Origin of the sequence: Streptomyces rhizosphaerihabitans (assembly GCF_025399795.1) — a bacterium.
Taxonomy (GTDB): domain Bacteria; phylum Actinomycetota; class Actinomycetes; order Streptomycetales; family Streptomycetaceae; genus Streptomyces; species Streptomyces rhizosphaerihabitans.
Genome location: NZ_JAODTZ010000014.1, coordinates 114,413 through 138,974 on the forward strand (window position 1 = coordinate 114,413; position 24,562 = coordinate 138,974).

A 24,562-nucleotide genomic window follows, 5' to 3' on the forward strand; every position below is an offset into this window, starting at 1 on the left:
GAGTAGACGGACATGGCGCTCATCGCCCTCGCCGCAGACAAGGGTTCCCCCGGAGTCACCACCGCCGCGGTGGCGCTCTCGGCGGTCTGGCCCCGCAGGGTCCTGCTCGCCGAGACCGACCCGGCCGGCGGCGATCTCGTGTACCGCAGTGCGGCGGCCCACGGCGGCCCGCTGAACCCCAACACCGGCATGCTGTCGATCGCGGCGACCGCCCGGCGCGGTCTCGTGCCCGACCAACTCTGGGATCACGTACAGCCGTTGAGCGGAGGACTCGAAGTCCTCGTCGGGCTCGGGATCGCCGAGCAGGCCGCCGGTCTCGCCGGACTCTGGCCCACCCTGGGCCGGGCGTTCGCGCAGCTCGCCGACTCCCCGAACGCGCCGGCCGACGTCATCGCCGACTGCGGACGGATCAGCGGAGACACCCCGGCCGTCGAGCTCTTCCCGCACGCGGCCCTGGTGCTCCTGCTCTCCCGCACCGAACCCGAGGCCATCGCGCGGGTCCGGGACCGCGCCGCCACCCTCTCCGCCAAGCTGCACGGCGGCCCGCGCGGCGCCGCCGGTCTCGCCACACCGTTCATCGGCGTCGTCCTCGTCGCCGACCCGGGCGACTCCGCCAAGCTCGTCCACCAGGTCAACGACATGCTCGTGGCGGCCCAGACCGGCGCCCGCGTCGTGGGCACGCTCGCCGACGACCCGGCGGGCGCCGACCAGTTGGCCGGACGCAGACGCGGACGCCTCGACAAGTCGCTGCTCATCCGCTCGGCCCGCAAGGTGACCGCGGATCTGTACCAGCAGTACGGCGCCGCCTGGGCCGTACCCGCCGACGGACCCCAAGGGGCGCACGGGCAGCCCGCTGCCGGGGCCGGCCGGTGACCGCCGTCGACCACCAGTTGGTCAAGCGGTTCCGGCAGGACGCCGGTGACCGTATCTCCGAACAGCGCCGCGAGGACCAGGTTCGCGGTGTCACCCCGATGTCCAACGAGGACGAACGGCACTACGCCCGCGCCGTCATCGCCCAGATACTCGAGGACCACGCCCGCACCGAGATCAACCTCGGCCGGACCCCGCTCGACGCGGAGACCGAGGAGCAGTACGCGGCCGCCGTGCACGCCGCGCTCTTCGGCGTCGGCCGGCTCCAGCCGCTGCTGGACGACCCGGAAGTCGAGAACATCGACATCAACGGGTACGACCAGGTCTTCATCGGCTACGCGGACGGCCGGGAGACGAAGGGCGACTCCGTCGCCGAGACCGACGAGGAACTCATCGAGCTGATCCAGGTCCTCGGCGCGTACTCGGGTCTGTCGTCCCGGCCCTTCGACTCCGCCAACCCGCAGCTCGACCTGCGGCTGCCGGACGGTTCCCGGCTCTCCGCCGTCATGGACGTGACCCGCCGGCCGGCCCTGTCGATCCGCCGCGCGCGCATGGGCAAGGTCTTCATGTCCGACCTCGTGGGCAACGGCACACTGACCCCCGAGGTCGCGCACTTCCTCGCCTGCGCCGTCCGGGCCCGCAAGAACATCATGATCGCGGGAGCCACCAACGCGGGCAAGACGACGCTGCTGCGCGCCCTCGCCAACGAGATCCCGCCGTACGAGCGTCTCATCACCGTCGAACGCGCCCTGGAACTCGGCCTCGACGCTTTCGCCGATCTGCACCCGAACGTGGTGGCCTTCGAGGAGCGCCTGCCCAACTCGGAGGACCAAGGTGCCATCACCATGGCCGAGCTGGTCCGCCGCTCGCTCCGTATGAACCCCTCGCGCGTCATCGTCGGCGAGGTCCTCGGCGACGAGATCGTGACGATGCTCAACGCGATGTCGCAGGGCAACGACGGCTCGCTCTCCACGATCCACGCGAACAGTTCCAGCGAGGTCTTCAACCGTATTTCCACGTACGCGCTCCAGGCGACCGAGCGACTGCCCATCGAGGCGAGTCAGATGCTCATCGCGGGCGCGGTGAACTTCGTGGTCTTCATCCAGCGGCGCAACGACTACGAGTCCGGCGGCCGCCTCCAGCGCATGGTGACCTCCGTGCGCGAGGTCAACGGCGTCGACGGGCGGGTGCTGTCCAGCGAGGTGTTCGCCGAGGCCCCGGACGGCCGGATCGTCCCGCACGCGCCCATCGCCTGCCTCGACGAACTCGTCGCGCAGGGCTACCGGCTGCCCGGCAGCGGGAATTGGTGATGACGATGACCCACCACATGGCATCGGCCATGACATCGAACCTGACGTCCGGCGCCACATCGGGCATGACCTCCGACATCGCATCGGGCACGACGTCCGGCATGACATCGGCCATGGCGTCCAGAATGACGTCGGAGACCGCGACGGGCAGGACGTCGCTGGCGGCGCTCGACTCGCTCGGCTCCATGGGCGGACTGTTCTCCCTGCCCGTGCTGTACGCGCTGGCGTGCGGGATCGCCGTCGGCGGCGGACTCGCGCTGTTCGCGGTCGCCGTACGCGGACTGCCCGCCAAGCCCGAGCACGAGAAGCAGAAGGCGAGCCGGCGCGCGAGTGAGCTGATCCGCTTCGCCGGACAGCGCGGTTCGATCGCCGCCATCGCGGGTCTCGTCGTCCTCCTCCTCACCCGCTGGGCGGTCGCCGGTATCGCGGCCGGCATCCTCGTCTTCTTCTGGGACAAGCTCTTCGGCGGTGCCTCGGAGGAGCGGGCCGCGATGCGCCGGGTGGAGGCGCTGGCGTCCTGGACCGAGTCGTTGCGCGACACCATCGCGGGCGCGGTCGGCCTGGAGCAGGCCATCCCCGCCTCGGCGCGCGCCTCCGCCCCCGTACTGCGGCCCCACCTGGACGCGCTGGTGGACCGGCTGCGTTCTCGGACACCACTGCCCGAGGCCCTGCAGCAGCTGGCCGACGAGATCGACGACGCGTCCGCGGACATCATCGTCGCCGCGCTCATCCTCAACGCACGGCTGCGCGGCCCCGGTCTGCGCCAAGTGCTGGGCGCGCTCGCCAAGTCGGCGCGCGAGGAGGTCGACATGCGGCAGCGGGTGATGGCCCAGCGCGCCTCGACCCGCCGCTCCGTGCAGATCGTCGTCGCGGTGTCCATCGCCTTCGTCCTCGGGCTGTCGATCTTCAACCGTCAGTTCGTCGAGCCGTACGGCACGGCGGTCGGACAGCTCGTACTCACCTGTGTGTGCGGCCTGTTCGGGCTGGGTTTCTGGTGGCTGCGCAAGCTGTCCACGATCGAGACGCCGGAGCGGTTCCTGGTACGGGACGAGTCGTCCGTGCGGTTCGTGCGCCCCCGTACGCCGGTTCCTGGGGATGAGGCGGTACGCCGATGAACCTGACCATGCCGATCCTGATCGGCGCCGTCCTGGGCCTGGGCGTCTACGCCCTCGTCCGCGCGCTCATGCCGTCGAAGCGCAGCGCGATCGCGCAGGTCGCCCGCATCGACGCGATGCGGGCGCGCGGGGCGGCGTACGAGTCCGCGCACCGCGGGCAGCAGGACACCGGGCGGTTCGGCAGCCTGCGCGCCCAAGTGGGCGCCCGTGTCGCCGAGCTCTATCTCCAGCAGGGCTGGGAGCAGCGCTCGCTGCGTGCCGATCTGGCGGTCCTGGACCGGAGCTGGGAGAGGTTCCTGGCGACGAAGGTGCTGCTGGCCGCCGCCGGTGTCTTCTTCGGCCCGTTCCTCTTCGCCGTGGTCTGGACGCTCGGCGTGGGCCGCAGTCCGATCATCCCGGTCTGGCTGGCGCTGCTCTTCGCGATCGTCTTCTTCTTCCTCCCCGATCTGGAGGTACGCCGGGACGCGGTGGACAAGCGGCGCGACCTGCGGCGCGTGATCGGCGCGTATCTGGACCTGGTGTCGATGAGCCTGGCCGGCGGCCGCGGTCTGCCCGAGGCGCTGATGGCCGCCGCGGAGATCTCCGACGGCTGGGCCACACAGCGCATCCGCAACGCGCTCGCCGACGCCCGGATCACCGGCATCAGCCAGTGGCAGGCGCTGGGTTCGCTCGGCGAGGAGCTCGGCGTCGAGGAGCTCAAGGACCTGTCCGCCTCGCTGGCGCTGGTCGCGGACGACGGCGCGAAGGTGCGGGAGTCGCTGGCATCGCGGGCCGAGACGATGCGGCACCGCGAGCTCTCCGAGATCGAGGGCAGCGCGGGCGAGAAGTCGCAGTCGATGCTGGTCGCCCAACTGCTGTTGTGCGCGGGCTTCCTGGTGTTCCTGATCTTCCCGGCGGCGATGCGCGTGTTCCAGGTCTGATCGTCCCCGGTGCCCGAAGCGTCACCGGTCGACCACCACTATCCTTCGAGAGGACAACTCACCATGAACGGACGGAACTTCAGCACCGGGATCCCGGGGGTGGACTTCCTGATCACCTTCCTCCAGGGCCGGGTGCAGCGTGCCCGCTCCGGCGAACTCGACCGGGGTGCGTCCGCGGTCGAGTGGGTCATCATCTCCGCCGTCGTCGTCGCCATCGTCGGCGTGGTCGCCGCGATCATCAACGCGGCGCTGAGCGACGGCGCCAACAAGGTCGGCGACTGCATCAAGGGCGCCGACGCGGGCAAGACCTGCTGAGTTCACGAGACCTGCCGAGTTCATACGGGGATGCGAGTGCGCGAACGTCGAGGGGTACGTCGCTGGGTGCGCCGCAGGGTGGAGGCAGCCTCCGCCCGCGGTGACTCCGGCATGACCGCGATCGAGTTCGTGCTGCTCACTCCGGTGCTCTTCTTCATGATCTTCGCGACGGTGCAGTTCGCGCTGTACTTCTTCGCGGACCATGTGGCTCAGGCGGCGGCTCAGGCGGGTGCCCGCAAGGCCCGTGCCACCGCCGACGCGCAGCCCGGTGCGTGGCGCGGCGAGGCGGGCGACGTCGTCGACAGCTACATCCGACAGCTCGGCCCGAAGCTGGTGCTGTCCCCGGACGTGACGATGCTCCAGCCGGAGCCGAACACCGTGGGCGTCGAGATCACGGCGAGAGTTCCCGCGGTCTTCCCGGGACTGGACCTGAGGGTGCACGCGCAGTCGTCGGGCCCGGTGGAGCGGTTCGTGAAGGAGGAGAACTGATGGGAGGAGGGGCCCTGTTCACCGTCCTTCGGCATCGCGTGTCCGGCTGCCGGCGCGACCGGGGGCTGTCCACCATCGAGGTGGTCATCCTCGCCCCGGTGATGATCCTCTTCATTCTGGTCCTGGTGGCCTTCGGGCAACTGGTGGACGGGCGTGGCGCGTTGGACGGTGCCGCCCGGGACGCCGCGCGGGCCGGCTCGATCCAGAAGGACCACGCGACGGCCATCGCCGAGGCGAGGAAGGCCGCCGAGGCCGACCTCGGAGACGTCTGCTCGGGCCCGGTGACCGTGACGCAGACCAGCGCGGGCTTCGTACCGGACACGCTGTTCACCGTCGAGGTGAGCTGCGAGGTGCGCGGCCTCGCGATGATCGGCCTCGATGTGCCCACCACCCTTCAGGCCAGCTTCAGTTCACCGCTCGACCCGTTCCGGAGGACGGCATGAGGATGCCCTCTGCGGTACGCGGCTGGGTCGCGGTGCGCCGCGCACGCCTGGACGACCGGGGCTCGGGCGCCGGCGCGGTCATCATCTTCGCGCTCGTCTTCCTGTCGCTCTCGGCCTTCGTCATCGACGGCGGCATGTCGATCTCCAAGCGGGAGCGTGCCGCCGACATCGCCGAACAGGCGGCCCGTTACGCCGCCCAGGACATAGACCTCGAATCCCTCTACGAGAACCAGAACGGTCCGGCGCCCATCAACTTCGAGAACTGCGGGGCCAGGGTGAAGGCGTTCGCCCGTGAGATGGGCATGTCCGGCGCCGACATCGCCGCCACCCACTGCGTGACGGCCGACGCCGAACAGGTCGAGGTCGAGGTCCAGTTGACGTATTCGCCGGTCTTCACAGGAATGTTCTACGGCGGCGACGTGACCGTCCACGGCAGCGCGGTGGCCCAGAACGAGGTGGGCTGAGAGCGGGCGGTGGCGGAGAACGAGGCGGGCTGAGGGCGGCCGCTACTTGGCCCCGCCCGTCTGGCCCCCCTTGTCGTCCTCATGCTTCACGCCGTCCCGCACTTGCTTGGCCAAGTCGTCGTCGAGCTTCTTGAACTCGCGGACGACGGCGTCGGACATCTTCGCGAGGGCGTCGAGGGCCTGGCCGATGTCCTCACGGCCGTCCTCCCAGCCGGACTCGAAGTCGTCCAGGGCGTCGTAGACGGTGTGGTCGCCGAGGTCGTCCTTGTAGGACTCGAAGAGCTTCTTGGTGTGGTTCAGCCGGGTCTTGATGTCCCGCAGCCGCCCGCCGTAGTCCTCCAGCTCGCTCAGCGGGAGCGCGAGGTCGCTCTTGCCGCCACTGCCCATGTCGGTTCCCCCTCCTTGAGTTCTGAAGTCCCGGTCAGACGAACCGGAACGTGCCGGTCACCGCGTCGAAGATGTCGTGGAACGCCTCGGCGAGATCCAGCACCGGGCTGGCTCCGGAGACGAGAACGACCTGGTCGGTGGTTCCCGGGACCGGGATGTACGTCTGGGTCAGCGCCATACGAAGCGTACGGGTGTCTCCCTGCGCGACGAGGACGTCCTCGACGCCGAACGTCCGGGCGGCCGGACCGACTTCGGGAATGTCGACGGTCGTGACCGTGCGCCAGGCGTCGCCCTCGCGGCGGGGCGTGATCGTCCGCAGGTTCTCGGCGATGGCCCGCGGGTCGGTGGACAGCACCATGCCCTGCTTGTTCTTGGCGCCCAGGACGGAGACGGTGACGGTCGCCGACAGCGGCACGCCCTCGAAGTTCTCCGCCATACAGCCCAGGTACACAGCCCCGGAGTCGTACGCGTCCTTGGCCATTTTGCGGAGCATGGCGGCCAGGTCGGCACGGTAGTCGGCGAGCTCGGGGACAGCGCGGACCCGCTCGTCGACGAGCCCGCGGACGGTTGCTTCCAGGCCTTCCGGGCGGATGTCGAACTCCCACCAGGAGTCCGGAACGGCCAGTGAGAAACCCGTCGACAGGCCCAGGGTTTCCAAGTCGTCGGAGCGCGCGGTCAAGTTCAGATTCCTTTGGCGGGAGGTGACTTCATTCGTATGGTCCATGGTCGGAGACTGCTCAGTCCATGTCGATTCCGAGATCCTGCGTCAGGATTTCCACAAGTCGCTTTTCAGGTACTTCGGTAACTTGGTGGTGGGCGTTCCTGACGTGCGCGACGAAATCCGAGGGCAGGGAGACGTGATACTCGCCGAGGTAGTAGGGCAGGTCTTGACGCCACAGCCAGGTTCCGTCGGTGTAGAGCGATCCGATGCCGGACAGGTCGGGAGCATTCGGGTCCAGGACGTCGGGGCCCGCGCTCATTTCACTCCAGATCCCCGTACCACTTCTGAGATACGCGATGATCTTCGCCTCGTCCGGTTCTCCGGTCGGATGTACGGAGTCCCGCATGAGTCCGTCAAGAGGCAGTCCCCACCCCGGGGCGAGTTCGGAAAAGAACCCTACGGGGCGAACCGTCCGAGCTCCTCCGTCCCCTCCCTGCCCTCGGGGCTCTCGGTGGGATCCATCCGGGGCGGGCAACCAGTCCAGGAGGCCCTCCGATCGAGTGGGAGGAGCTGCGTCCGTCGTGCATGAAGCGAACAGTTCCATGGCGGCTTCTCACCGATCGCTGATGCTGGTCGTGACCGTGACGGGAACGCGGAGGGTGGCCGCCCTCTGGATGATCTCGGGGGACAGTACGAACGTGGCACCACGGCCGACGAATCCGAAGAGGTCGAGGTGGATGTCGTAGCCCTGGGAGGTCAGTTCGGCCAGTGAGGAGGAGCGGGGCTCGACCACGTTCATGAGGGTGCGGAGCTGATCACTCAGTCCTCCCGGCATTCTGTCGTGCACCTGGAGTGCCCACAGTCCGTCCTGGGGCGGTGACACCCGATCGCGGTGATTGCTTCCCGGCCTCCGGACCGACGTCGGAGGGAGCGAGACGGTCCGGGTCACGAGATCGGCGTCCAGGTCCTGCTTGCGGACGACCAGCGTCACCGCGGTCTCGGCCCAAGGGCCTTCACTGTGTGCGTACTCGATCACGCGTCCCCTTCGTCGAACGTGACGGGGGTGTACGTCTTCGCGTGGGCGGCGAGGAAGGTTCGGGCTTCCTCGGGTAGCGGCAGGGGCGCCACGGCTACGTAGTCGATGAGCCTCTTCGGCGCGTAGTAGTCGCGGAAACGGTATTTCACGCGGGCCAGTTCAGCCGCGTCGGCGTACCGGTGCGCCACCCCGAGGGACTCCAGAAGTTCGGAAAGTCCATACCTGCCGACCTTGTCTCCAAGGTCGACGGGAAGCCGGTATCGGGTCACCTCGGAAGCCGAGACCGGAATCTCGCCCGAGCCGATGGCCCGGAGCTGAGGAAGGCCGAAGCCGAACCACGGACCGGTCTTCTTCACGAGCATCCAGCGATCGGACAGCCGGCTCTGGAAAATGTCGCACTCGTCTCCCGAGAAGACAGGAACCATGCTCAGGCCCATCCTTGTCAAGGGCGGATGCGATGGCTCCAGACCGCGGATCTCCTCATGCCCGGCCTGAATGAGGTGGACGAACTCCGCGTGGAACTCATCACGTTCATCCGACTGCTCAAGGCATGAGAAGTGGAGATTACCGTCGAGGAAGGAGGGAGAACCGGACCAGGGGTCCCGAACCAGGCGGTACCCGATGATCTCTCCGCACTGGCCGTCGATCGGGGGAGCCGCTTCACCGCAGATCTGGCAAAGGTTGATGTCGGGCATGGTTCTCCTGCTGGTCAGGTCTCGGGATCCTGCTTCACCGAGTGCTTGGACTATATGCCGGGCACAGGAACAAGCCCGCCCCGGTCACTGATGGGTCCGCCAGGGGGATAGGTTCCTTGAGGCAGCTCCAACACCCCGTTGTTGTCGAAGAATCTCAGATTTCCGTCCCGGCTGATCACGACTTCCATGTGGGAACTCATCTTGTTGTCCAGGTCGCGGCTCATGCTGTTCCTGGTGTTGCGTGCGGCTTCCAAATGGTCCGGAGGTCCGGGTATTCGGTCCTCGGGGTGCGTGTGGGCGATGAACTTGTATCCGTCGTCGGCTAGTTCATCGGGAACCCTGGTCGTATATTCCGTCCCTTGGAACAGTCGCAGTTCACCGGCCGGATTCTGGACCACGGCATGCTCGACACCGTGGAACTTCTGGAGTTCGGCCATGTGCGAGACGTTCACTTCGTTGGGGTGGATGCGCACGGGGCCGCGTGTCAGTGCTTTGGCGAGCTGGCGTGCCTTGGGGGACAGTTCGCGGTAGGGGATCGTGCCCCCGAAGAGGCGCGTGGACCCCTTGAACGGCCGGTAGATACCCCGGAGGGCCTCGCCCGATCTGAGGTTCCGGGCTGTCTTCAGCAGCCCCCCGCCGATCCCCTTCATAAAGGCGCCGCCCAGTGCGCGCAGGCCGCCCAGCTTCCAGAGTTTGCCCATTTTGGCGAGGCTCGTGAAGCCCTTGGTGGCGGGGATGCAGTCGAGGACCGCGAAGATCAGATCGCCCCAGCCCGCTTGGCCGTTGAGCATCTTTCTTATCGTGTCCGCGAGGACGACGAGGGCCGCCGCGAAGACCAGCCAGCCCAGCGGGCCGCCCACGATCATCACGATGATGCCGACGATCGTCACGACCCACTTGCACACCGTGACGATCTCGTCCCAGTGGTCGGAGACCCAGTCGACGGGCTCCTCCCACCAGTGGCGGTTGTGGATACCGGCGTCGGACGCCTCGTGAAGCTTCTTCACCGTGCGGCGGGCGGCGTCCTCGCGCAGCCCCTTCGCGTGGGCGGCGAGCTTCTTCGCCGCGTCCAGCAGCCCCTGGGCGTCGTCGACGTCCTTCTGGGCGGTGGTCTGCCGCTCCTTGGCGTGCTGGGCGTCACGCGTCGCGCGCCGGACGTCGGCCTCGTCCGGCGGGGGCACGTTCTTGCCGCGGTGCTTGTCGGGGTCGTAGGAGTCGGCCTTCGCGGTGGCCGTGTGCACCCAGTCGTCGGCACCCGAGAGCGCGGTCCTGGCCGTGGACAGTTCCTGGCGGGCCTTGCGGCCGTCGCGCAGCGCCTTGTCCGCCTTCTGCTGGGCGTCGTCCAGGTCCGGCCAGTACGAGGCGAGCGCGTCGCCCGCGATGTCGTAGGACTTCTTGAGCTTCTTGAGCTGGCCTGGGACGTCCTCGAACTCCGACGCGAAGGCATCCGCCGTCTTGCCCGCCCACTTCAGAACCGCGTCGTCGTTCGCCAACCCCTTGACGTCCCGCAGGATGTCCGCGACGTCGTCGGCGAAGTCGTGCAGCGAGCCCGCGAGTTTGCGCACCCGCTGCGGGTCGCCCGGAGTCGGGTCGTGATCCAGGTCGAGTATGTGCCAGTCGGCCGGCCTGTTCGACACGTGTTCCCCCGTAACACCTGCAACCTCTGCATCAGAACGTACGTGTGAACGTATCGCGTTGATCGTTGCTGGTGGAACGCCGAACGAGGCTTCGTCGAAGGGTTGTTACGTCCGGGGCGCGGTGACCGTTCCGGTGCGTATGGCTTGGAGGAGGTGGCCGACGGGGGCGGGGGTGGTGGTCAGGACGGTGCCGGGGGCGTCGGATTCACGGAGGTGGAGCGCTACGGGGGTGGAGGCGAGCTCGACGCAGGAGTCGCCGTCGCCCGGCCCCGAGTAGGACGACTTCTGCCAGTTGTCAGGGGTGCTCATGGGTACCTCTCACAGCTCCTTCGCCAACCTGTGGATGAAGTCGCGAGACCGGTCGGCGTCCAGCGACACTTCCTCGACCTTATGGAAGAGCGTGCGGTAGGCGTTGAGCTGAGCTTCGGAGTCGATGAATGTGGCGCCCTGGGGAGCGTCGCGCACGACGGTGTCCAGCTTGGGCACCGGTCCTCCCGCGTAGGTCATGGCGCTCGTGGCGCCACCGAACCCCTCCAGGTCGAAGGGGATGACGCGCACGGTGATGTGCTCGGCTTCGGAGAGGTCCAGCACATGGGCGAGTTGGGCCCTTGAGGTGGCACGGTCGCCGACCATGATGCGCAGTGCCGCCTCGTGGACGACGCCGTCGTACCGTTTGGGCGTGGGGCCTTCGAGCAGCGCCTTGCGTTGCATGCGGTGCCGCACACGCAACATGACCTCCTCTGCGGGAAGTTCAGGTACGCGGTACGAGAAGACCGCGCGGGCGTACTGCTCCGTCTGGAGAAGGCCGGGAATGTAGAGGAACTGAACGTCCCGAAGGAATGCCGCGTGGTGCTCCAGCTCGGCGAGGTCGAGAAACGGTGTGGGCAGCAAGCCGCGGTACGGCTCCCACCACCCGCGTGTCCGGTCGGTGGCCATGGCGACCAAGGCTTCCGCGAACACTTCGTCTGTGCAGACGTACTGTGCCGCGAGCCGGCGTAGCCGCTTCTCGCTCACGCCCGCGAGGCCGGCTTCGATCTGACTGATCTGCGCGGGGCTCACTCCGAGCAGTGCGGCCGCTTCTCGCGATGCAAGGCCGGCCGCTTCCCGGAGTCGGCGCAGTTCGGCCGCCAGGCGCATCTGGCGTGCTGTTGCGTCCCGCCTCAATGCCATCGAGTTCCCCTCTCAACGCGCCTGTGAGCGCGACTCGTTCGGGGGCAGATTACGCGACCGCCTTGTGAAATCTAAATAACTAGGTCTACCGTCGGTGACGCGAAGGTCACTCTGTGGCACCCCTGGGCTCCGGAAGCGCACCACTCCGTCCTGCCACGACGGCTGTGACACTGCCACCGCCCGGTACTGCCGGCCTCGGTCAACTCCTCATGTCAAGAATGGAGTTCACGCATGCCCGAAACCGAACCCTGGAACTACACACTGCACATCCCGCAGGACGTCCGAGCGGTCACCGTCTGCCGCCGTACCGTTCGCCTGATCCTCACCCTGCATGGGCTGATCCGTCTCGTGGACGTCGCCGAGTTGATGGCGGCGGAGCTGGTCTCCAATGCCGTACGGCATACGAAGGGGCCGGCGGCCCTGCGGCTGCACTGGCGGGCCGGGGTGCTGCGGATCGGCGCGTGGGACGCGAACCCGGTGCCGCCGCCGTACGACGTGGAGGCGGCCTCCGGCGAGGCGGAAGCGGGCCGGGGTCTCGTCCTCGTCCGGGCCTGCGCCGACGACTGGGGCTGGCATCCGCTGCGTCAGGGCGGCGACACCGGCAAGTACGTGTGGTGTGACCTGGCCGCGGCGTAATCGTTGATCACGTCGGACAGAAGGAAGAGCCGATGGTCAGCTCGTCGCACGAAGCACTGCACCGGATCTTCCAGAAGGGCCCCGCGCTGCTGGCATGGCGGTCTTCGTGCAGTTCGTCGACTCGTGCCTGGCCGATCCCCAGGCGAAGCAGATCTGGAGGGACCTGATGGCCGCGATCCACTATTTCTTCCGGCACCCGGTTGCCGAGCAGGTGCGGGAGGAAGGCCGGGAGGAGGGTCGTGCCGAGTCCCACGCCGAGATGACGCTGCGCATTCTCGGGTGGCGCGGCATCCCGTCTCGGGCGCGGTCCGTGAGCGCGTCCACGCGAGCACCGACCTGGAGCAGCTCGAAACACCTGGGCGAGGCGTGCGGTGAACGCGGAGACCGCGGAGGATCTGTTCGCCGACGACCGGTCCTGATCCGCCGACGCCGCCGAGGTCGGTCGATGTGAGGGGGTGAATCCCCCTCAGTGGGACACGTGTGCCGGGCGTTCAAGAGGAAGCGAAGTCATCAGGGGCACGTTGACGGTCACGGTCCCGGGGCGCCAACGGGGTGAATGTGCAGGGATTGCGGGGATCGTTCTGCGGGTGTTGTGAAGGGTGGCGGCCGTCGGGGGAACGCCGGGCGGGACGGCAACTCGGTTCTACGGGGTGGTTGGTGACGAAAGGGACGGCTGCTGCCCGGCACCCCCTGCCCGGCCTTCGACACCCTCCTTAGACTCTCAGTAGGCTCGGTTCACCCCCGAACTCACGCCCTTCCCATACGACCCCAGGACACCCGCCATGGCGCGACGCACCACTTCCAGTTCGACGGGCGGCTCGCCTGGTCCGAGGAATCGGACGCCGCAGCCCCTGCCCCGGCGTCGTCGGACGTTCGGGGACTTCGTCAAGGCGTTCGGGGCGTTCGCCGCCCTGCTGGTGCTGCTCGTCGGCGTGCCCGGCGCGCTGGTCGTCGCCGTGGGGTGGCCGCTGCCGCACGGAGCGCCCTCGTGGGACTGGCTCCAGCAGGAGATCACCGTCGGCACGTTCATCCATGTGCTGACGGTCATCGTGTGGTTCGCGTGGGCGCAGTTCACCGCCTGCGTGCTCGTCGAGATGAAGGCCGCGCTGTCGGGCGTCGGGCTGCCGAACCGCGTACCGGGCGCCGGGCCGAGCCAGTTGCTGGCCCGGCAGCTCGTCGCGGCGCTCCTGCTCGTCGGCGCCGCCGCCGCGAGCTTCACGCCGGGCCTCTCGCAGCTCGGCCAGAGCCTGGAGGGCAACCAGCACGGTTCCGTCGCCGCCGCGCAGCAGACCCCCGGCGGGCTGTTCGGGCAGCAGCGGGAGCAGGCCGCCGCGGGCGCCGCCGCGGTCGCGGAACAGGCGGCCGACGCCGCGTCCCAAGCGGCGTCCGAGGCGGACAGCGGCGCTTCCGTCCAGCACGGCGACACGAAGTACTACCGGATCCAGCCCCCCGAGGGGCGGCACCACGACTCGCTCTGGGAGATCGCACAGCGGCACCTCGGTGACGGGCGCCGGTACAAGGAGATCTACCAGCTCAACAAGGACCGTACGCAGCCCGACGGGTCCAAGCTGTCCGAGGCCAGCCTCATCCGGCCCGGCTGGATCATGGAGATGCCCGGCGACGCCCACGGCGGCGAGCTCGTCGAGATGCCCGACGCGGCGGCCGAGATCCCGCAGCAGGTCCAGCAGCAGATCCACGACTACTCCAGGACCGGTGACCACCAGCAGGCCGGCGGCAAACAGGCCGGCGGCAGCAACCGGCAGAACGACCAGGGCGACCGGGACACCGCGCACATTCATGTGCCCCAGCAGCGGGTCGGTGACGACCGCGGCGGCGACGACAGCCGGCAGCGGGAACACGCCTCCTCCGAAGCCGCATCGAACGCGCAGAACGAACAGAACGAACAGAGCCGGCAGGGCGAACAGACGCAGCAGAGCGGACAGGGCTCGCAGGACGGGCGCGACTCGCGGACCTTCGGGGAGAGCGGGTTCGGGCTGCCCGAGGCCCTCGTCGGCGCGCCCCTCCTCGCCGCGGGCCTCCTCGGTGCCCTCGGCCGACGCCGCCGCCAGGCCCTGTGGCAGTCGGCGCTCGGCGCGGTCGGTGGGCGGCGCGGCATGGAGCCGCCGGTTCCGACCGGGTCCGCCGCGGACGCCCAGGACGCGCTGCTCGTCGGCGCCGACCCCGAGGGCGTACGCCTCCTCGACCTGTCCCTGCGCGGACTCGCGGCCACTCTCGCCGCCGAGTCGCGCCCGCTGCCGACCGTGTACGCGGCCTGGCTCGGCGGCAACGGCGATCTGCACCTCCAGCTCGCCCAGCCGGCCGGAAAGCCGCCCGCGCCGTGGCAGCTCGGCCAGGACCAGACGTTCTGGATGCTGGCACGGGCCGACGCCGAGCGGTACGAAGAGGTCGACACCGCGGCCCCCTACCCCGGCCTCGTCAGCCTCGGCACCATGGACGACTCGCGGCTGCTGCTCAATCTGGAGTCCGTGCCCGGCATGGTCTCCTTGAGCGGAAGCGCGACCGACCGTGCGGGCGTCTTCGCCTCCGTCGCCGCCGAGTTGGCGACCAACGGCTGGTCGGACCGCATGACGATCACGCTCGTCGGCTTCGGTGAGGACCTGACGCCGCTCGCGCCCAACCGGCTGCGCCACCTCGACGACATCGAGGCGCTCGTCGAGACCATGGAGGCGGAGACACGGCAGCGGCGCGGCGCGCTGGGGGCCGCCGGACACGACTCCGTGCTCACCGGCCGCACCGGACCGGCCCAGCACACCCGTTGGGCCCCGCACCTCGTGCTGCTGGCCGCCGAACCCTCCACCGAGGATGCCCTCAAGCTCGCAGAACTGGCCGCCGACGCCGGGCGGTTGGGGATCGGCTACCTCGTCGGTACCGAGTCCGGCGAACTGCCCGGCGCCGCCTGGGAGATGGAGATCACCCGCGAGGGCAAGCTGCTCGCGCCACTGCTCGGCCTCGAACTCGACGCGCAGATGCTGCCGGTCGCGCAGCAGCGGGCGGTCGTGGAACTCTTCGTCGAGGCCGACCCCGAGGGCGGTCCCGACGGGCCTACGGACTCCCCGCCGTTCCTCGTCGACGTCAGCGAACAGGGGCGGCCCGCCGTGTACGCGCGGCTCGTGGGCCCGTACGAGATCATCGGCCTGGAGACGCCCGACGGCGAACGCAGCCCGCTGCTGCACGAGGCGCTGGCGCTGCTCCTGCTGCACCGCGAAGGGGTGCACCCGCGCGTGCTGTCCGCCGCGCTGTGGCCGCGTGGCGTCACCGAGGACGTGCGCGACGCGCTCGTCGAGCGGTTGCGCGGCTGGCTCGGCAACGACCCGGACGGCACTCCCCGCCTCGGCACCGACGCGACCGGACGTCTCACGCTCGCCAAGTCCGTCGTCTCCGACCTGGACGTGCTGCGTTCCCTCTATCACGAGGCGACGCAGGGCAAGGGGGTCAACAGCCGTGTGGTGCGCGGGCGGTTGCTCACCGACGCGCTCGTCCTGGTCCGCGGCCCGCTGCTCGCCGACCGCCCGGAAGGGCGCTACGGCTGGCTCACCCACGAGATCATCGACGCGCAGCTGCCCTTGCTCGTCGCGGACATCGGCCTCGCGCTCTCCGCGTTCCATCTGGAGAAGGACCGGGCGGAGAAGGCGATCGAGGCGCTGAACGCGTCGATGAACTCGGCGCCGGCGGACGAGCGGCTCTGGAACGAGCTGCTGCGCGCGACGCACGCGACGGGGGACAGCGACCGGTTGAAGCGGCTCGCCACCGATCTGGTCGCCCGCAGCGGGGCGCGCGGGCTGCCGCCCCGGACGGAGGCGCTGCTCGACGAGCTGCTGCCGACCTGGCGAAGCGGCGCGACCGCGGTGGGATGAGGCACGGCCGCCCCGGCGACGCGGTCGCCCGCTGCGGTGGCTGAACGGCCGGGGTTGATCGGCCGGGGCGGAACGGCCTTGGCCGACCGGCCGGGGCTGAGCCCGGTGCTGGACGGCCGGTGCTGGACGGCCGGGATCGAACGGCCGTGGCCGAGCCCGGTGCTGTGGCTGCGGCCGTCGTAACGGATCTTCCTGGGGGAACGCGTGGATCTCGACCTCTGGCTCACCGTCGCCGCCGCGCTCTGGGGCGCGGCGGCGGGGCTTCTGGTGCCCCGGCCCGCGTACCGCTTCGCCGTCGAGCCCGACGAGCCGTGGCGGGACCGCTGTCCCGAAGGGCAGCCGATCACCGGGGCCGCGCGCGGGTGGCTCGGGCTCGCTCGTTCACCGGGCGGAACCCGGTACGGCCCGAGCGTCCTCCTCGTATCGCCGGTCACCACCCTGCTCTGCGCCGGGCTCGCCCTCGCGACGGGTACGCGTCCGGAGCTGGGCGTCTGGCTGCTGCTCGCGCCGCTCGGCGTCCTGCTCGCCGTGGTCGACTTCCGGGTGCAGCGGCTGCCGGACGCGCTGACCCTGCCGCTCGCGGTGGCGGCGCTCGCGCTGCTCGGGGTGGCCGCTGCCCTGCCCGAGCACGCGGGGGAGTGGCTGACGGCACTGTTCGGGGCGCTCGCGCTCGGGGGCGGGTACTTCGTGCTCTTCCTCATCAACCCCAACGGCATGGGCTTCGGCGACGTGAAACTGGCCCTCGGTCTCGGCGCGGTGCTCGGCTGGTACGGGTGGAGCGTGGTGATCCTGGGAACCTTCGCCGGGTTCCTGTTCGGCGGGCTGTACGGGCTGGGGCTGGTCGTCATGCGGCGCGCGGGGCGCAAGACGTCGATCCCCTTCGGCCCGTTCCTGATCGCGGGGGCGTACGCGGGACTTCTGATCGGGGCTTACACGGCCTGACGTCGGCCCGCGCGGTGGGCTGGCGTAGGGTGGTTTGAGTCTGTCCACAACCCTTACGAAAGGGACGCTCCCGGTGATCGAGAAGGCCGACCTTCAGTCCGTGCTGGACCGTGCCGCCGAGGGTGGGCGGATCACTCCGGAAGAGGCGCTCGTCCTCTACCGCGACGCCCCGCTGCACGCGCTCGGCGCAGCCGCCGACGCCGTACGCCGCCGCAGGTACGCGGGTACCGAGCACATCGCGACGTACATCATCGAGCGCAACATCAACTACACGAACGTGTGTGTCACGGCGTGCAAGTTCTGCGCCTTCTACGCCGCCCCCAAGGACACCGCCAAGGGCTGGACCCGCGACCTCGACGACATCCTGCGCCGCTGCGCGGAGACCGTCGAGCTCGGCGGGACGCAGATCATGTTCCAGGGCGGTCACCACCCGGACTACGGCGTCGAGTACTACGAGAAGCACTTCGCCGCGATCAAGGGCGCGTACCCCGAGCTGGTCATCCACTCCCTCGGCGCGTCCGAGGTCGAGCACATGGCCCGGATCTCCGAGGTGAGCGTCGAGGAGGCCATCCAGCGGATCCACGCGGCCGGTCTCGACTCGTTCGCCGGCGCCGGCGCCGAACTGCTCCCCGCGCGCCCCCGCAAGGCGATCGCCCCGCTCAAGGAGAGCGGCGAGCGGTGGCTGGAGATCATGGAGATCGCGCACGGGCTGGGCGTCGAGTCGACGTCCACCATGCTGATGGGTACCGGCGAGACGAACGCCGAGCGCATCGAGCACCTGCGGATGATCCGTGACGTACAGGACCGGACGGGCGGCTTCCGCGCCTTCATCCCGTACACCTACCAGCCCGAGAACAACCACCTGAAGGGCCGCACGCAGGCGACGCTCTTCGAGTACCTGCGGATGATCGCGATCGCCCGCCTCTTCCTCGACAACGTCGCCCACATCCAGGGTTCCTGGCTGACCACCGGCAAGGAGGTCGGCCAGCTCTCGCTGCACTACGGCGCGGACGACCTCGGCTCGATCATGCTGGAGGAGAACGTCGTCTCCTCCGCAGGCGCCAAGCACCGCTCCAACCGCATGGAGATCATCGACCTGATCCGCAAGGCGGGCCGCGTCCCCGCCCAGCGGACCACGACGTACGAGCACATCGTCGTCCACGACGACCCGGCGAACGACCCGGTCGACGAGCGCGTCATGTCCCACATCTCCTCGACGGCGATCGAGGGCGGCACGGCGCACCCCGAGCTGAAGCTGCTGGCCTCCAACTAGCCGCGCCGTGCTGACACTTCACGTAGCCGAGCAGTCGCCCGAGGCCTCGGTCCTGGTCGACGGGGCAGCCGTCGCCGCCGTCGGCCCGTACGAGGAACTGGCCGCCACCCACCCGGATGCGAGGGCTCGGCGCTGGCCCGGCATCCTGACGCCGGGGCTGCTGAACCCGTACGGCCCGGAGCTCCTGGAGGCCATGTACCACCCGGACCCGCGCGAGGCCGAAGGCTTCGGCACCGAGCCCATCGGCGGGGAGCGGGCCAAGCGGATCTTCCGCGCCGATCCCGCACGCGTCGGCGCGAGCGCGCGGCGCGGGATCCAGCGGTTGCTGGCGCACGGCACGGTGGCGGTGGGCGGGGACCTGCGGTCGCGAGTCGTGGTCGACGCGGTGCGCAGGGTCGGTCTCGCGGTGGGGCGGCGGCCGGACCGGCTCGCGGGTCCACCGGCGCTGTCCCCGACCCCCCTGATCATGCTGCCGGGGCTGACGCCGGGCGGTCCCGCCCGGTTCGCCGTGTTCGACGTGGCGGACCGCGCCGAACTGGTCCGGCGCGGTGCGGGAACCTGCGTGGCGACCGTGATCGGCGGGCGGCTGGTGTACCGGAGCCGCTGATCACGGCACGTGTCGTCGGCTCAGCCGGCGAAAGCCTTCGCGAACGCCCCCGAACTCTGCTTCACGCCACTGCAGTCGGTCGCCGCGCCGCCCGCCGTGGCGCTGCCCTCCTCGCACTGCCGGTCCCGGAACGTCGACCACATCGACACCCAGGCCACCCCCTCCTTCTCCGCGAACGCCCGTACCTGCGCCGCGTCCGAGAGGCCGAACGTCTCGTTGTCCACGTCGTTGACGCCGATCATCGAGGTGAGCGCGAGCCCCTGCCAGGCGTCGGCGCTCGACAGCCCGAACACCTTCTTCAGCTGGTCGTGCGCAGCCTCGGCGGACGTGATCGCGTAGTCACCCATGTCGTCGGCGTACGAACTGCCGTAGTTCATGGTCATGATGTCGACGGTGGAGACGTCCAGGGAGTGGTCGTTGGCGGACTCCAGGAGCGCCAGGCCGTCGGCGTCGAGGCCGGACGGCATCACGGGCAGGGTGAAGGACACCGTCAGACCGGGGCGCTTCTTCTGGAGCAGCGCGATGGCCTCGGAGCGCCGCGCGACCGAGGCCGAGTCGCTCAACTGGGTGCCCTCGATGTCGAAGTCCGCCTGCGCGGAGCCGGCGGCGTCCAGTGCCGCGCCGTAGGCCTTCGCGAGGTCGCCCGCGTTGTCGCACGTCGACGCCAGCTCCTTGCCGGACGCGCCGCCGAACGACACCCGCACGCTCGCCCCGGACTTCTTGAGCGCCGATATCCGGGACTTCACGGCCGTGTCGCCGATGGCGTACATCCCGTCCCACTTCGGTGTGCAGCCGCTGCCGTCGGAGATCACGAAGGCCAGGTTGTAGGTGGTCGGTGAGCCCGCCGAGTCGGTGTCGGCGGCGGTCGTGGCGCTCACGTACGGGGCGTACGAGGTGGCCGACGACTGTGTCGCGCCCGGGTTCGGTGACGGTGCCGCGGCCGTCGTCCCGCCGGACCGCGCGGACGCCGCGTCCGAGGCGTCTTTGCCCCCCGAGGAGCACCCCGCACAGGCCAGGGCCACCAGGCAGACGACTCCGGCGGCCGGCCTCAGGAAACTCCGCATTGTGCACGCACCCGCTCTCGTGAGCTCTCGTGATTTCTGTCTCAGGACGGAAACAAACGGTCGTTCCCCGACTGGAAATGTGTCACATCCGGACCGGAATGCCGAATGGGGATCATGTATGGGAGCCGCGGGAAATAGTGTCAGCAATCGGGGTGATTCGGGCTTTGAAATGGCGCATATCTTCCATACTCATCGAGCCTGAGCTGTGCGGACATTCGTTGATTCTCATAGAGAAAATACAGGTTGGGGCATCCCTCATGGGCCGCTCACACGGAAGGCAGAGTTTCTGACACATAAACGCGTCCTACCGTCTGGGGAATGCAATCCGAGTCCGCCATCGAAAACCGTGCCCAGGTGCGTGGCCGCCGCCGCAAACGCGGCAGCGGGGCCGTGGACGGCCCCGTGTTCGTTGACAACTCCGGGCGCCGCGCCCGCCTGCTGAGCAGAATCGGCATGCTCGTCGGCGTCGTCTGTCTCGGCTACGCCGTCGTGCTCGGCATGGCCTTCATGGGCTGGGGCACCTCGCTGACACCGTCCTCGCTGCTCCCCTTCGACGGCGGCCGGGCCGGCTCCGCACCCGGCGGAGGCTACGGCGCGCAGCAGGGCGGCATCGCCCCCAGTGGCGCCCCGGGCGGAGCGCCCACCGGCACCCCGCCGTCGGGTCCGCCCACCGGGTCCGCGCCCTCCTCCGCTCCCACGACAACCGCCGGGGCGTCCGCCTCCACCGGCGCCAACTGACGGGGACGCACCCACCCTCATGACTACGACGACGCCCACGCGCGGCCGTCGGCGCGCCCCCTCCAAGATGGAGCGGGCCGCCGGCAAGGCCGCGGCACTGCAGAAACCCCGTGTCATCCTCGCCCTGCTGCTCCTGCTGGCACTCGTCAGCGTGATGCTGCTCGACGGCTATCTGCGCTCCGAGATCGGCAACGACGCACGGGTCCGCGACGGCGCGGCCTACGACAAGGTCCCCGACAGCATTCTCGGCGGCGGGCCCATCCTGAGCTTCGCCAACGGCACCGCGAAGACCCAGTCCGTGCCGAAGAAGACCATCGTGCTGACCTTCGACGACGGGCCGACCGCGAGCTGGACGCCCGAAGTCCTCAAGGTCCTTGAGGAGAACGACGTCGAGGCCACCTTCTTCATGGTCGGCTCGATGATCTCCCGCTACCCGGACGTGGTGAAGACCCTGGTGGACCAGGGCAACGAGGTCGGCATCCACACGTTCACCCACGTCGACCTCTCCTACCAGAGCACCGCCCGCCTCCAACGTGAGCTGAAGCAGACGCAGTTGGCCCTCGCCGGCGCGGCGGGCATCACCACCACGCTGTTCCGGGCCCCGTACTCGTCGGAGATCAGCGCCGTCGACAACTACAGCTGGCCCGTCTACAAGGAGCTCGGCAGCCTCGGCTACACCAGCGTCTTCGTCGACACCGACAGCGACGACTGGAAGAAGCCGGGCGTCTCGAAGATCGTCCAATGGGCGACACCGAAGAAGAGCCAGGGTGCCATCGTCCTCATGCACGACGCGGGCGGCGACCGCTCGCAGACGGTCGCGGCACTCGGCGCGTACATCAAGAAGATGAAGGCGAAGGGCTACACCTTCACCACGGTCAGCGGCGCCCAGGCCGAACTGAACCAGGCCGCGTTCCAGGCCCGCGGCAGCGGAACGGCCACCGGTTCCACCGCCCCTCCCGGCCGGCAGGCGAACGGGCAGCAGGCGAACGGTCAGCAGGCCGACCCCGGTTCGGCGTCGGGTGGCGCCGCGGGCGGCGGCGCGCAGTCCGCCCAGCGGAAGGCCACCGGCGCGACCCTCTACGAGGGCAAGGCGCTCGTCTACGCCGTGGCGGTCGCCGAATGGGTCGTACCGGCGCTGTCCTGGTTCCTCGTCGTCGTCGGCGTCGCCGTCATGGGCCGGTTCGGGATGATGCTGGTTCTCGCCCGCCGGCACTACCGGCAGCGCAACCGCAACCGCGGAGGCGGCCGGGGCGGCAAGTTCAGCTGGGGGCCGACGGTCACCCGGCCGGTGACCGTGATCGTGCCCGCGTACAACGAGAAGGAATGCATCGCCAACACCCTGAAGTCGCTGGCGAAGAGCACGCATCCGATCGAGATCATCGTGGTCGACGACGGCTCCGAGGACAACACGTCCGAGATCGCCGAGTCGCTCGGCATGCCGAACGTCCGCGTCATCCGGCAGGAGAACGCGGGCAAGCCCGCCGCGCTCAACAACGGTGTCCGCAACGCGCGTTACGACATCGTCGTGATGATGGACGGCGACACCGTCTTCGAGCCGGACGCCGTCCACCAGCTCGTGCAGCCCTTCGCCGACCCGGAGATCGGGGCGGTCGCGGGCAACGCCAAGGTCGGCAACCGCAACACCATGATCGGCGCCTGGCAGCACATCGAGTACGTGATGGGCTTCAACCTCGACCGCCGCATGTACGACCTGCTGCGCTGCATGCCCACCATCCCCGGCGCGATCGGCGCGTTCCGCCGGGACGCGGTGCTGGAGGTCGGCGGCATGAGCGAGGACACGCTCGCCGAGGACACCGACATCACCATCGCCATGCACCGTGCGGGGTGGCGGGTCGTCTACCAGGAGCACGCCAGGGCCTGGACGGAGGCGCCCGGTTCGCTCAAGCAGCTGTGGTCGCAGCGCTACCGCTGGAGCTACGGCACCATGCAGGCGCTGTGGAAGCACCGAAAGTCCCTGACGGACAAGGGGCCTTCGGGTCGCTTCGGCCGCGTGGGTATGCCGCTGGTGGTTCTCTTCCAGATCGTCACACCGGTGTTCGCGCCGCTCATCGACGTGTTCACCGTCTACTCGATGATCTTCGTGGACTTCCGGGCCGCGCTCCTCGCCTGGCTGGCCGTCCTCGCGGTCCAACTGATCTGCGCGGCCTACGCGTTCCGGCTCGACCGGGAGAAGTACCGCTACCTCGCGATGCTGCCGCTGCAGCAACTCGCCTACCGCCAGATGATGTACCTGGTCCTGATCCACTCCTGCGTCACGGCCCTGACCGGCGGCCGCCTCCGCTGGCAGAAGCTCAAGCGCACGGGCGAGGTCGGAACCCCGGCAGGAGTGAGCTAGATGACCTGGGGCGCGGAACAACCGGGACAGCAGGGGTACGACGAAGGATACGGGCGCGGGCACGGGTATCCGGACGGCCCCGGACACGGGTACGACCCCGGGTACGGGCGCCCGCACGAACAGACCGTGCCGTATGGACAGACCGTGCCGTACGGACAGCAGCCCGAGCAGCCGGTGTCGTACCAGCAGCCGGTCGGGTACGAGGAGCCGGTCCCGTACGAGCAACCGGTCCGCTACGAGCAACCGGTCCGCTACGGGGAGCCGGTCCAGCATGGGGGGTCGGTCCGGTACGAGCAGGCGATGCCGTACGAGCAGGCGGTGCCGTACGAGGAACAGTGGCAGTACGGTCCCGAGAACCCTCCCCGGACCCCTTCCCGGCCGGCTGCCGAGAACTCTCCCGAAGACTCACCGGAGGAGCCTGCCCCGACGGCGACGGCGACGGCGACGGCGACGGCGACGGGGACGGGGGCGGGGGCGGGGACGGCGAAAGGAGCAGGGGGCCGCGACCGCTACTTCGACGCCCTCCGCGCCGTCGCCCTGGTCCGCGTCGTCACGTACCACACCTTCGGCTGGGCCTGGGCCGGCCTGGTCTTCCCGTCGATGGGCGTGATGTTCGCGCTCGCCGGCACGCTGATGGCCAAGTCCCTGGAGCGCCCCGCGCTCAAGGTGGTCAGAAGCCGGATGAGGCGACTGCTGCCGCCGTTCTGGTTCTGGGGTCTGTTCGTCGTGATGGCGATGATGATCCACGGCTGGATGCCGGGCTGGCAGATCGTGTTCTGGATCGTCCCGGTGGGCGACCCGCCGGGAAGCCAGTGGGGCGTGCAGGCCTGGGAGATCCTCTGGTACCTGCGGACGTACCTCTGGTTCGTACTGCTCTCCCCCCTGCTCCTGAAGGCCTTCCGCAAGGCCCCGATTCCGGTCCTGCTGCTCTCGCTCGTCCCGATCGTGGTCTTCCAGTACGGCTGGCAGCCGTCGGGCGACCGCTTCGGCAGCGCCCTCACGGACCTCGCCACCTATCTCTTCTGCTGGCTCGTCGGCTTCGCGCACCGCGAGGGGGTGCTCCAGCGCCTGAAGCCGGTCGCGGTGGTCCTCGCCTCGCTGGCGGCGCTCGCGTACGGCGGCTGGTACGCCCTGGCGCACCAGGCGGAGTTCGGCACCTACGACCTTGACGAGATCCCTCTCGCGCAGGCCTTCTGGTCGGCGGGCTTCGTGACGCTGCTGATGTACTTCAAGGCGTACTACGACGTCGACTTCGCCTGGCTCGCCCGCTTCAAGCGGCTCGACCGCACGGTGACGATCTTCAACGGGCGTGCGGTGACGATCTACCTCTGGCACGAGATCGCGCTGATCCTGGCCGTCCCGCTGATCGACCAGTTCTGGAAGGTACCGGCCTTCGAGAAGTGGCTGCCCCTGGAGAGCCAGTGGTTCATGTTCGCGATCGGCTGGGCGCTGATCTGGACCGCGATCCCCCTGTTCGGCTGGGTCGAGGACGTGGCCGCCCGGAAGAAGCCCAGGCTTCTGCCGTGACGGCCACCCCGAGGGCGGGAGCGGGGCAGCGC

The 24,562-nt window shown here is 69.4% G+C and carries 25 protein-coding genes and 1 pseudogene; 17 read left to right on the plus strand and 9 right to left on the minus strand.

What is annotated here, in order from left to right:
• Positions 1 to 12: 12 nt before the first annotated feature.
• The 8 genes from N4G66_RS16685 (at position 13) to N4G66_RS16720 (ending at position 5,926) form a co-directional block, all read left to right on the plus strand.
• Positions 13 to 873 carry a hypothetical protein gene (locus N4G66_RS16685; RefSeq protein ID WP_261704895.1) on the plus strand — a complete coding sequence of 287 codons (861 nt, stop codon included), beginning with the start codon at positions 13 to 15 and terminating at the stop codon, positions 871 to 873.
• The gene (locus N4G66_RS16690) at positions 870 to 2,180 is read left to right on the plus strand and encodes a CpaF family protein (protein WP_261704896.1); all 1,311 of its coding nucleotides are present in this window, start codon (positions 870 to 872) and stop codon (positions 2,178 to 2,180) included. The genes N4G66_RS16685 and N4G66_RS16690 overlap by 4 nt, the downstream gene beginning before the upstream one ends.
• Positions 2,181 to 2,365: 185 nt before the next feature.
• Positions 2,366 to 3,295 (plus strand): type II secretion system F family protein, encoded by a 930-nt coding sequence (locus N4G66_RS16695; RefSeq protein WP_261704959.1) that lies wholly within the window; start codon positions 2,366 to 2,368, stop codon positions 3,293 to 3,295.
• On the plus strand, positions 3,292 to 4,215 hold the full coding sequence (locus N4G66_RS16700; RefSeq protein ID WP_261704897.1) for a type II secretion system F family protein: 924 nt from the start codon (positions 3,292 to 3,294) through the stop codon (positions 4,213 to 4,215). The genes N4G66_RS16695 and N4G66_RS16700 overlap by 4 nt, the downstream gene beginning before the upstream one ends.
• Positions 4,216 to 4,278: 63 nt before the next feature.
• Positions 4,279 to 4,530, plus strand: a complete 252-nt coding sequence (locus N4G66_RS16705) for a hypothetical protein (protein WP_028805786.1) — start codon at positions 4,279 to 4,281, stop codon at positions 4,528 to 4,530.
• Positions 4,531 to 4,560: 30 nt separating this feature from the next.
• A complete protein-coding gene (locus N4G66_RS16710) occupies positions 4,561 to 5,019 on the plus strand; it encodes a TadE family protein (RefSeq protein ID WP_261704898.1) in 459 nt (152 codons plus the stop codon).
• A complete protein-coding gene (locus N4G66_RS16715) occupies positions 5,019 to 5,462 on the plus strand; it encodes a TadE/TadG family type IV pilus assembly protein (RefSeq protein WP_261704899.1) in 444 nt (147 codons plus the stop codon). The genes N4G66_RS16710 and N4G66_RS16715 overlap by 1 nt, the downstream gene beginning before the upstream one ends.
• Before the next feature lie 2 nt (positions 5,463 to 5,464).
• A complete protein-coding gene (locus tag N4G66_RS16720) occupies positions 5,465 to 5,926 on the plus strand; it encodes a TadE/TadG family type IV pilus assembly protein (RefSeq protein ID WP_261704960.1) in 462 nt (153 codons plus the stop codon).
• Positions 5,927 to 5,968: 42 nt separating this feature from the next.
• On the opposite strand, the gene N4G66_RS16725 is transcribed toward N4G66_RS16720, so the two are convergent.
• The 8 genes from N4G66_RS16725 to N4G66_RS16760 all read right to left on the minus strand — a co-directional run bounded on the left by N4G66_RS16725 (position 5,969) and on the right by N4G66_RS16760 (position 11,512).
• On the minus strand, positions 5,969 to 6,313 hold the full coding sequence (locus N4G66_RS16725) for a hypothetical protein (protein WP_261704900.1): 345 nt from the start codon (positions 6,311 to 6,313) through the stop codon (positions 5,969 to 5,971).
• A gap of 34 nt (positions 6,314 to 6,347) precedes the next feature.
• Positions 6,348 to 6,992, minus strand: a complete 645-nt coding sequence (locus N4G66_RS16730; RefSeq protein WP_261704901.1) for a hypothetical protein — start codon at positions 6,990 to 6,992, stop codon at positions 6,348 to 6,350.
• Between the two features lie 58 nt (positions 6,993 to 7,050).
• Positions 7,051 to 7,380 carry a hypothetical protein gene (locus N4G66_RS16735; RefSeq protein ID WP_261704902.1) on the minus strand — a complete coding sequence of 110 codons (330 nt, stop codon included), beginning with the start codon at positions 7,378 to 7,380 and terminating at the stop codon, positions 7,051 to 7,053.
• Between the two features lie 207 nt (positions 7,381 to 7,587).
• Positions 7,588 to 8,010 carry a DUF4279 domain-containing protein gene (locus N4G66_RS16740; RefSeq protein ID WP_261704903.1) on the minus strand — a complete coding sequence of 141 codons (423 nt, stop codon included), beginning with the start codon at positions 8,008 to 8,010 and terminating at the stop codon, positions 7,588 to 7,590.
• Positions 8,007 to 8,705, minus strand: coding sequence for a hypothetical protein (locus N4G66_RS16745; RefSeq protein WP_261704904.1), 699 nt, complete (start codon positions 8,703 to 8,705; stop codon positions 8,007 to 8,009). Before N4G66_RS16745 ends, N4G66_RS16740 begins: the two co-directional genes overlap by 4 nt.
• Before the next feature lie 50 nt (positions 8,706 to 8,755).
• Complete coding sequence (locus N4G66_RS16750; RefSeq protein WP_261704905.1) at positions 8,756 to 10,342, minus strand: putative T7SS-secreted protein; 1,587 nt, start codon at positions 10,340 to 10,342, stop codon at positions 8,756 to 8,758.
• A gap of 105 nt (positions 10,343 to 10,447) precedes the next feature.
• Positions 10,448 to 10,651, minus strand: coding sequence for a DUF397 domain-containing protein (locus tag N4G66_RS16755; RefSeq protein WP_261704906.1), 204 nt, complete (start codon positions 10,649 to 10,651; stop codon positions 10,448 to 10,450).
• Between the two features lie 9 nt (positions 10,652 to 10,660).
• Positions 10,661 to 11,512 carry a helix-turn-helix domain-containing protein gene (locus N4G66_RS16760; RefSeq protein WP_261704907.1) on the minus strand — a complete coding sequence of 284 codons (852 nt, stop codon included), beginning with the start codon at positions 11,510 to 11,512 and terminating at the stop codon, positions 10,661 to 10,663.
• 231 nt (positions 11,513 to 11,743) lie between these two features.
• Between N4G66_RS16760 and N4G66_RS16765 the strand changes: the two genes are divergently transcribed.
• The 6 genes and pseudogenes from N4G66_RS16765 to N4G66_RS16790 all read left to right on the plus strand — a co-directional run bounded on the left by N4G66_RS16765 (position 11,744) and on the right by N4G66_RS16790 (position 18,845).
• Positions 11,744 to 12,148, plus strand: coding sequence for an ATP-binding protein (locus N4G66_RS16765; protein ID WP_261704908.1), 405 nt, complete (start codon positions 11,744 to 11,746; stop codon positions 12,146 to 12,148).
• A gap of 97 nt (positions 12,149 to 12,245) precedes the next feature.
• Positions 12,246 to 12,567: pseudogene (locus N4G66_RS16770) on the plus strand (hypothetical protein); the annotation flags it as partial.
• A gap of 363 nt (positions 12,568 to 12,930) precedes the next feature.
• Entirely contained in the window at positions 12,931 to 16,023 is a 3,093-nt protein-coding gene (locus tag N4G66_RS16775) for a BTAD domain-containing putative transcriptional regulator (protein WP_261704909.1), read from the plus strand.
• Positions 16,024 to 16,227: 204 nt separating this feature from the next.
• Positions 16,228 to 16,965: a prepilin peptidase gene (locus tag N4G66_RS16780; RefSeq protein WP_261704910.1), complete on the plus strand. Its 738-nt coding sequence runs from the start codon at positions 16,228 to 16,230 to the stop codon at positions 16,963 to 16,965.
• Positions 16,966 to 17,038: 73 nt separating this feature from the next.
• Positions 17,039 to 18,238, plus strand: coding sequence for a cyclic dehypoxanthinyl futalosine synthase (gene mqnC / locus N4G66_RS16785; protein ID WP_261704911.1), 1,200 nt, complete (start codon positions 17,039 to 17,041; stop codon positions 18,236 to 18,238).
• Positions 18,239 to 18,245: 7 nt separating this feature from the next.
• Complete coding sequence (locus N4G66_RS16790) at positions 18,246 to 18,845, plus strand: imidazolonepropionase-like domain-containing protein (protein ID WP_261704912.1); 600 nt, start codon at positions 18,246 to 18,248, stop codon at positions 18,843 to 18,845.
• A gap of 20 nt (positions 18,846 to 18,865) precedes the next feature.
• Here the strand turns inward: N4G66_RS16790 and N4G66_RS16795 are convergent, their stop codons facing one another.
• Positions 18,866 to 19,909 carry a chitinase gene (locus N4G66_RS16795; RefSeq protein ID WP_261704913.1) on the minus strand — a complete coding sequence of 348 codons (1,044 nt, stop codon included), beginning with the start codon at positions 19,907 to 19,909 and terminating at the stop codon, positions 18,866 to 18,868.
• 318 nt (positions 19,910 to 20,227) lie between these two features.
• On the opposite strand from N4G66_RS16795, the gene N4G66_RS16800 reads away from it, so the two are divergent.
• The 3 genes from N4G66_RS16800 to N4G66_RS16810 are packed head-to-tail and all read left to right on the plus strand — an operon-like array spanning position 20,228 to position 24,530.
• Positions 20,228 to 20,647 (plus strand): hypothetical protein, encoded by a 420-nt coding sequence (locus N4G66_RS16800; protein WP_261704914.1) that lies wholly within the window; start codon positions 20,228 to 20,230, stop codon positions 20,645 to 20,647.
• 19 nt (positions 20,648 to 20,666) lie between these two features.
• Entirely contained in the window at positions 20,667 to 23,003 is a 2,337-nt protein-coding gene (locus tag N4G66_RS16805; RefSeq protein ID WP_261704915.1) for a bifunctional polysaccharide deacetylase/glycosyltransferase family 2 protein, read from the plus strand.
• On the plus strand, positions 23,004 to 24,530 hold the full coding sequence (locus tag N4G66_RS16810) for an acyltransferase family protein (RefSeq protein ID WP_261704916.1): 1,527 nt from the start codon (positions 23,004 to 23,006) through the stop codon (positions 24,528 to 24,530).
• Positions 24,531 to 24,562 lie beyond the last annotated feature (32 nt).

Coding starts and splice junctions, on each gene's coding strand:
- N4G66_RS16760 (WP_261704907.1), bottom strand. CDS start 11,512: ATGGCATTGAGGCGGGACGCAACAGCACGCCAGATGCGCCTGGCGGCC.
- N4G66_RS16735 (WP_261704902.1), bottom strand. CDS start 7,380: ATGCGGGACTCCGTACATCCGACCGGAGAACCGGACGAGGCGAAGATC.
- N4G66_RS16755 (WP_261704906.1), bottom strand. CDS start 10,651: ATGAGCACCCCTGACAACTGGCAGAAGTCGTCCTACTCGGGGCCGGGC.
- N4G66_RS16805 (WP_261704915.1), top strand. CDS start 20,667: ATGACTACGACGACGCCCACGCGCGGCCGTCGGCGCGCCCCCTCCAAG.
- N4G66_RS16695 (WP_261704959.1), top strand. CDS start 2,366: ATGGGCGGACTGTTCTCCCTGCCCGTGCTGTACGCGCTGGCGTGCGGG.
- N4G66_RS16700 (WP_261704897.1), top strand. CDS start 3,292: ATGAACCTGACCATGCCGATCCTGATCGGCGCCGTCCTGGGCCTGGGC.
- N4G66_RS16810 (WP_261704916.1), top strand. CDS start 23,004: ATGACCTGGGGCGCGGAACAACCGGGACAGCAGGGGTACGACGAAGGA.
- N4G66_RS16715 (WP_261704899.1), top strand. CDS start 5,019: ATGGGAGGAGGGGCCCTGTTCACCGTCCTTCGGCATCGCGTGTCCGGC.
- N4G66_RS16775 (WP_261704909.1), top strand. CDS start 12,931: ATGGCGCGACGCACCACTTCCAGTTCGACGGGCGGCTCGCCTGGTCCG.
- N4G66_RS16685 (WP_261704895.1), top strand. CDS start 13: ATGGCGCTCATCGCCCTCGCCGCAGACAAGGGTTCCCCCGGAGTCACC.
- N4G66_RS16720 (WP_261704960.1), top strand. CDS start 5,465: ATGCCCTCTGCGGTACGCGGCTGGGTCGCGGTGCGCCGCGCACGCCTG.
- N4G66_RS16745 (WP_261704904.1), bottom strand. CDS start 8,705: ATGCCCGACATCAACCTTTGCCAGATCTGCGGTGAAGCGGCTCCCCCG.
- N4G66_RS16800 (WP_261704914.1), top strand. CDS start 20,228: ATGCAATCCGAGTCCGCCATCGAAAACCGTGCCCAGGTGCGTGGCCGC.
- N4G66_RS16795 (WP_261704913.1), bottom strand. CDS start 19,909: ATGCGGAGTTTCCTGAGGCCGGCCGCCGGAGTCGTCTGCCTGGTGGCC.
- N4G66_RS16725 (WP_261704900.1), bottom strand. CDS start 6,313: ATGGGCAGTGGCGGCAAGAGCGACCTCGCGCTCCCGCTGAGCGAGCTG.
- N4G66_RS16705 (WP_028805786.1), top strand. CDS start 4,279: ATGAACGGACGGAACTTCAGCACCGGGATCCCGGGGGTGGACTTCCTG.
- N4G66_RS16710 (WP_261704898.1), top strand. CDS start 4,561: ATGCGAGTGCGCGAACGTCGAGGGGTACGTCGCTGGGTGCGCCGCAGG.
- N4G66_RS16765 (WP_261704908.1), top strand. CDS start 11,744: ATGCCCGAAACCGAACCCTGGAACTACACACTGCACATCCCGCAGGAC.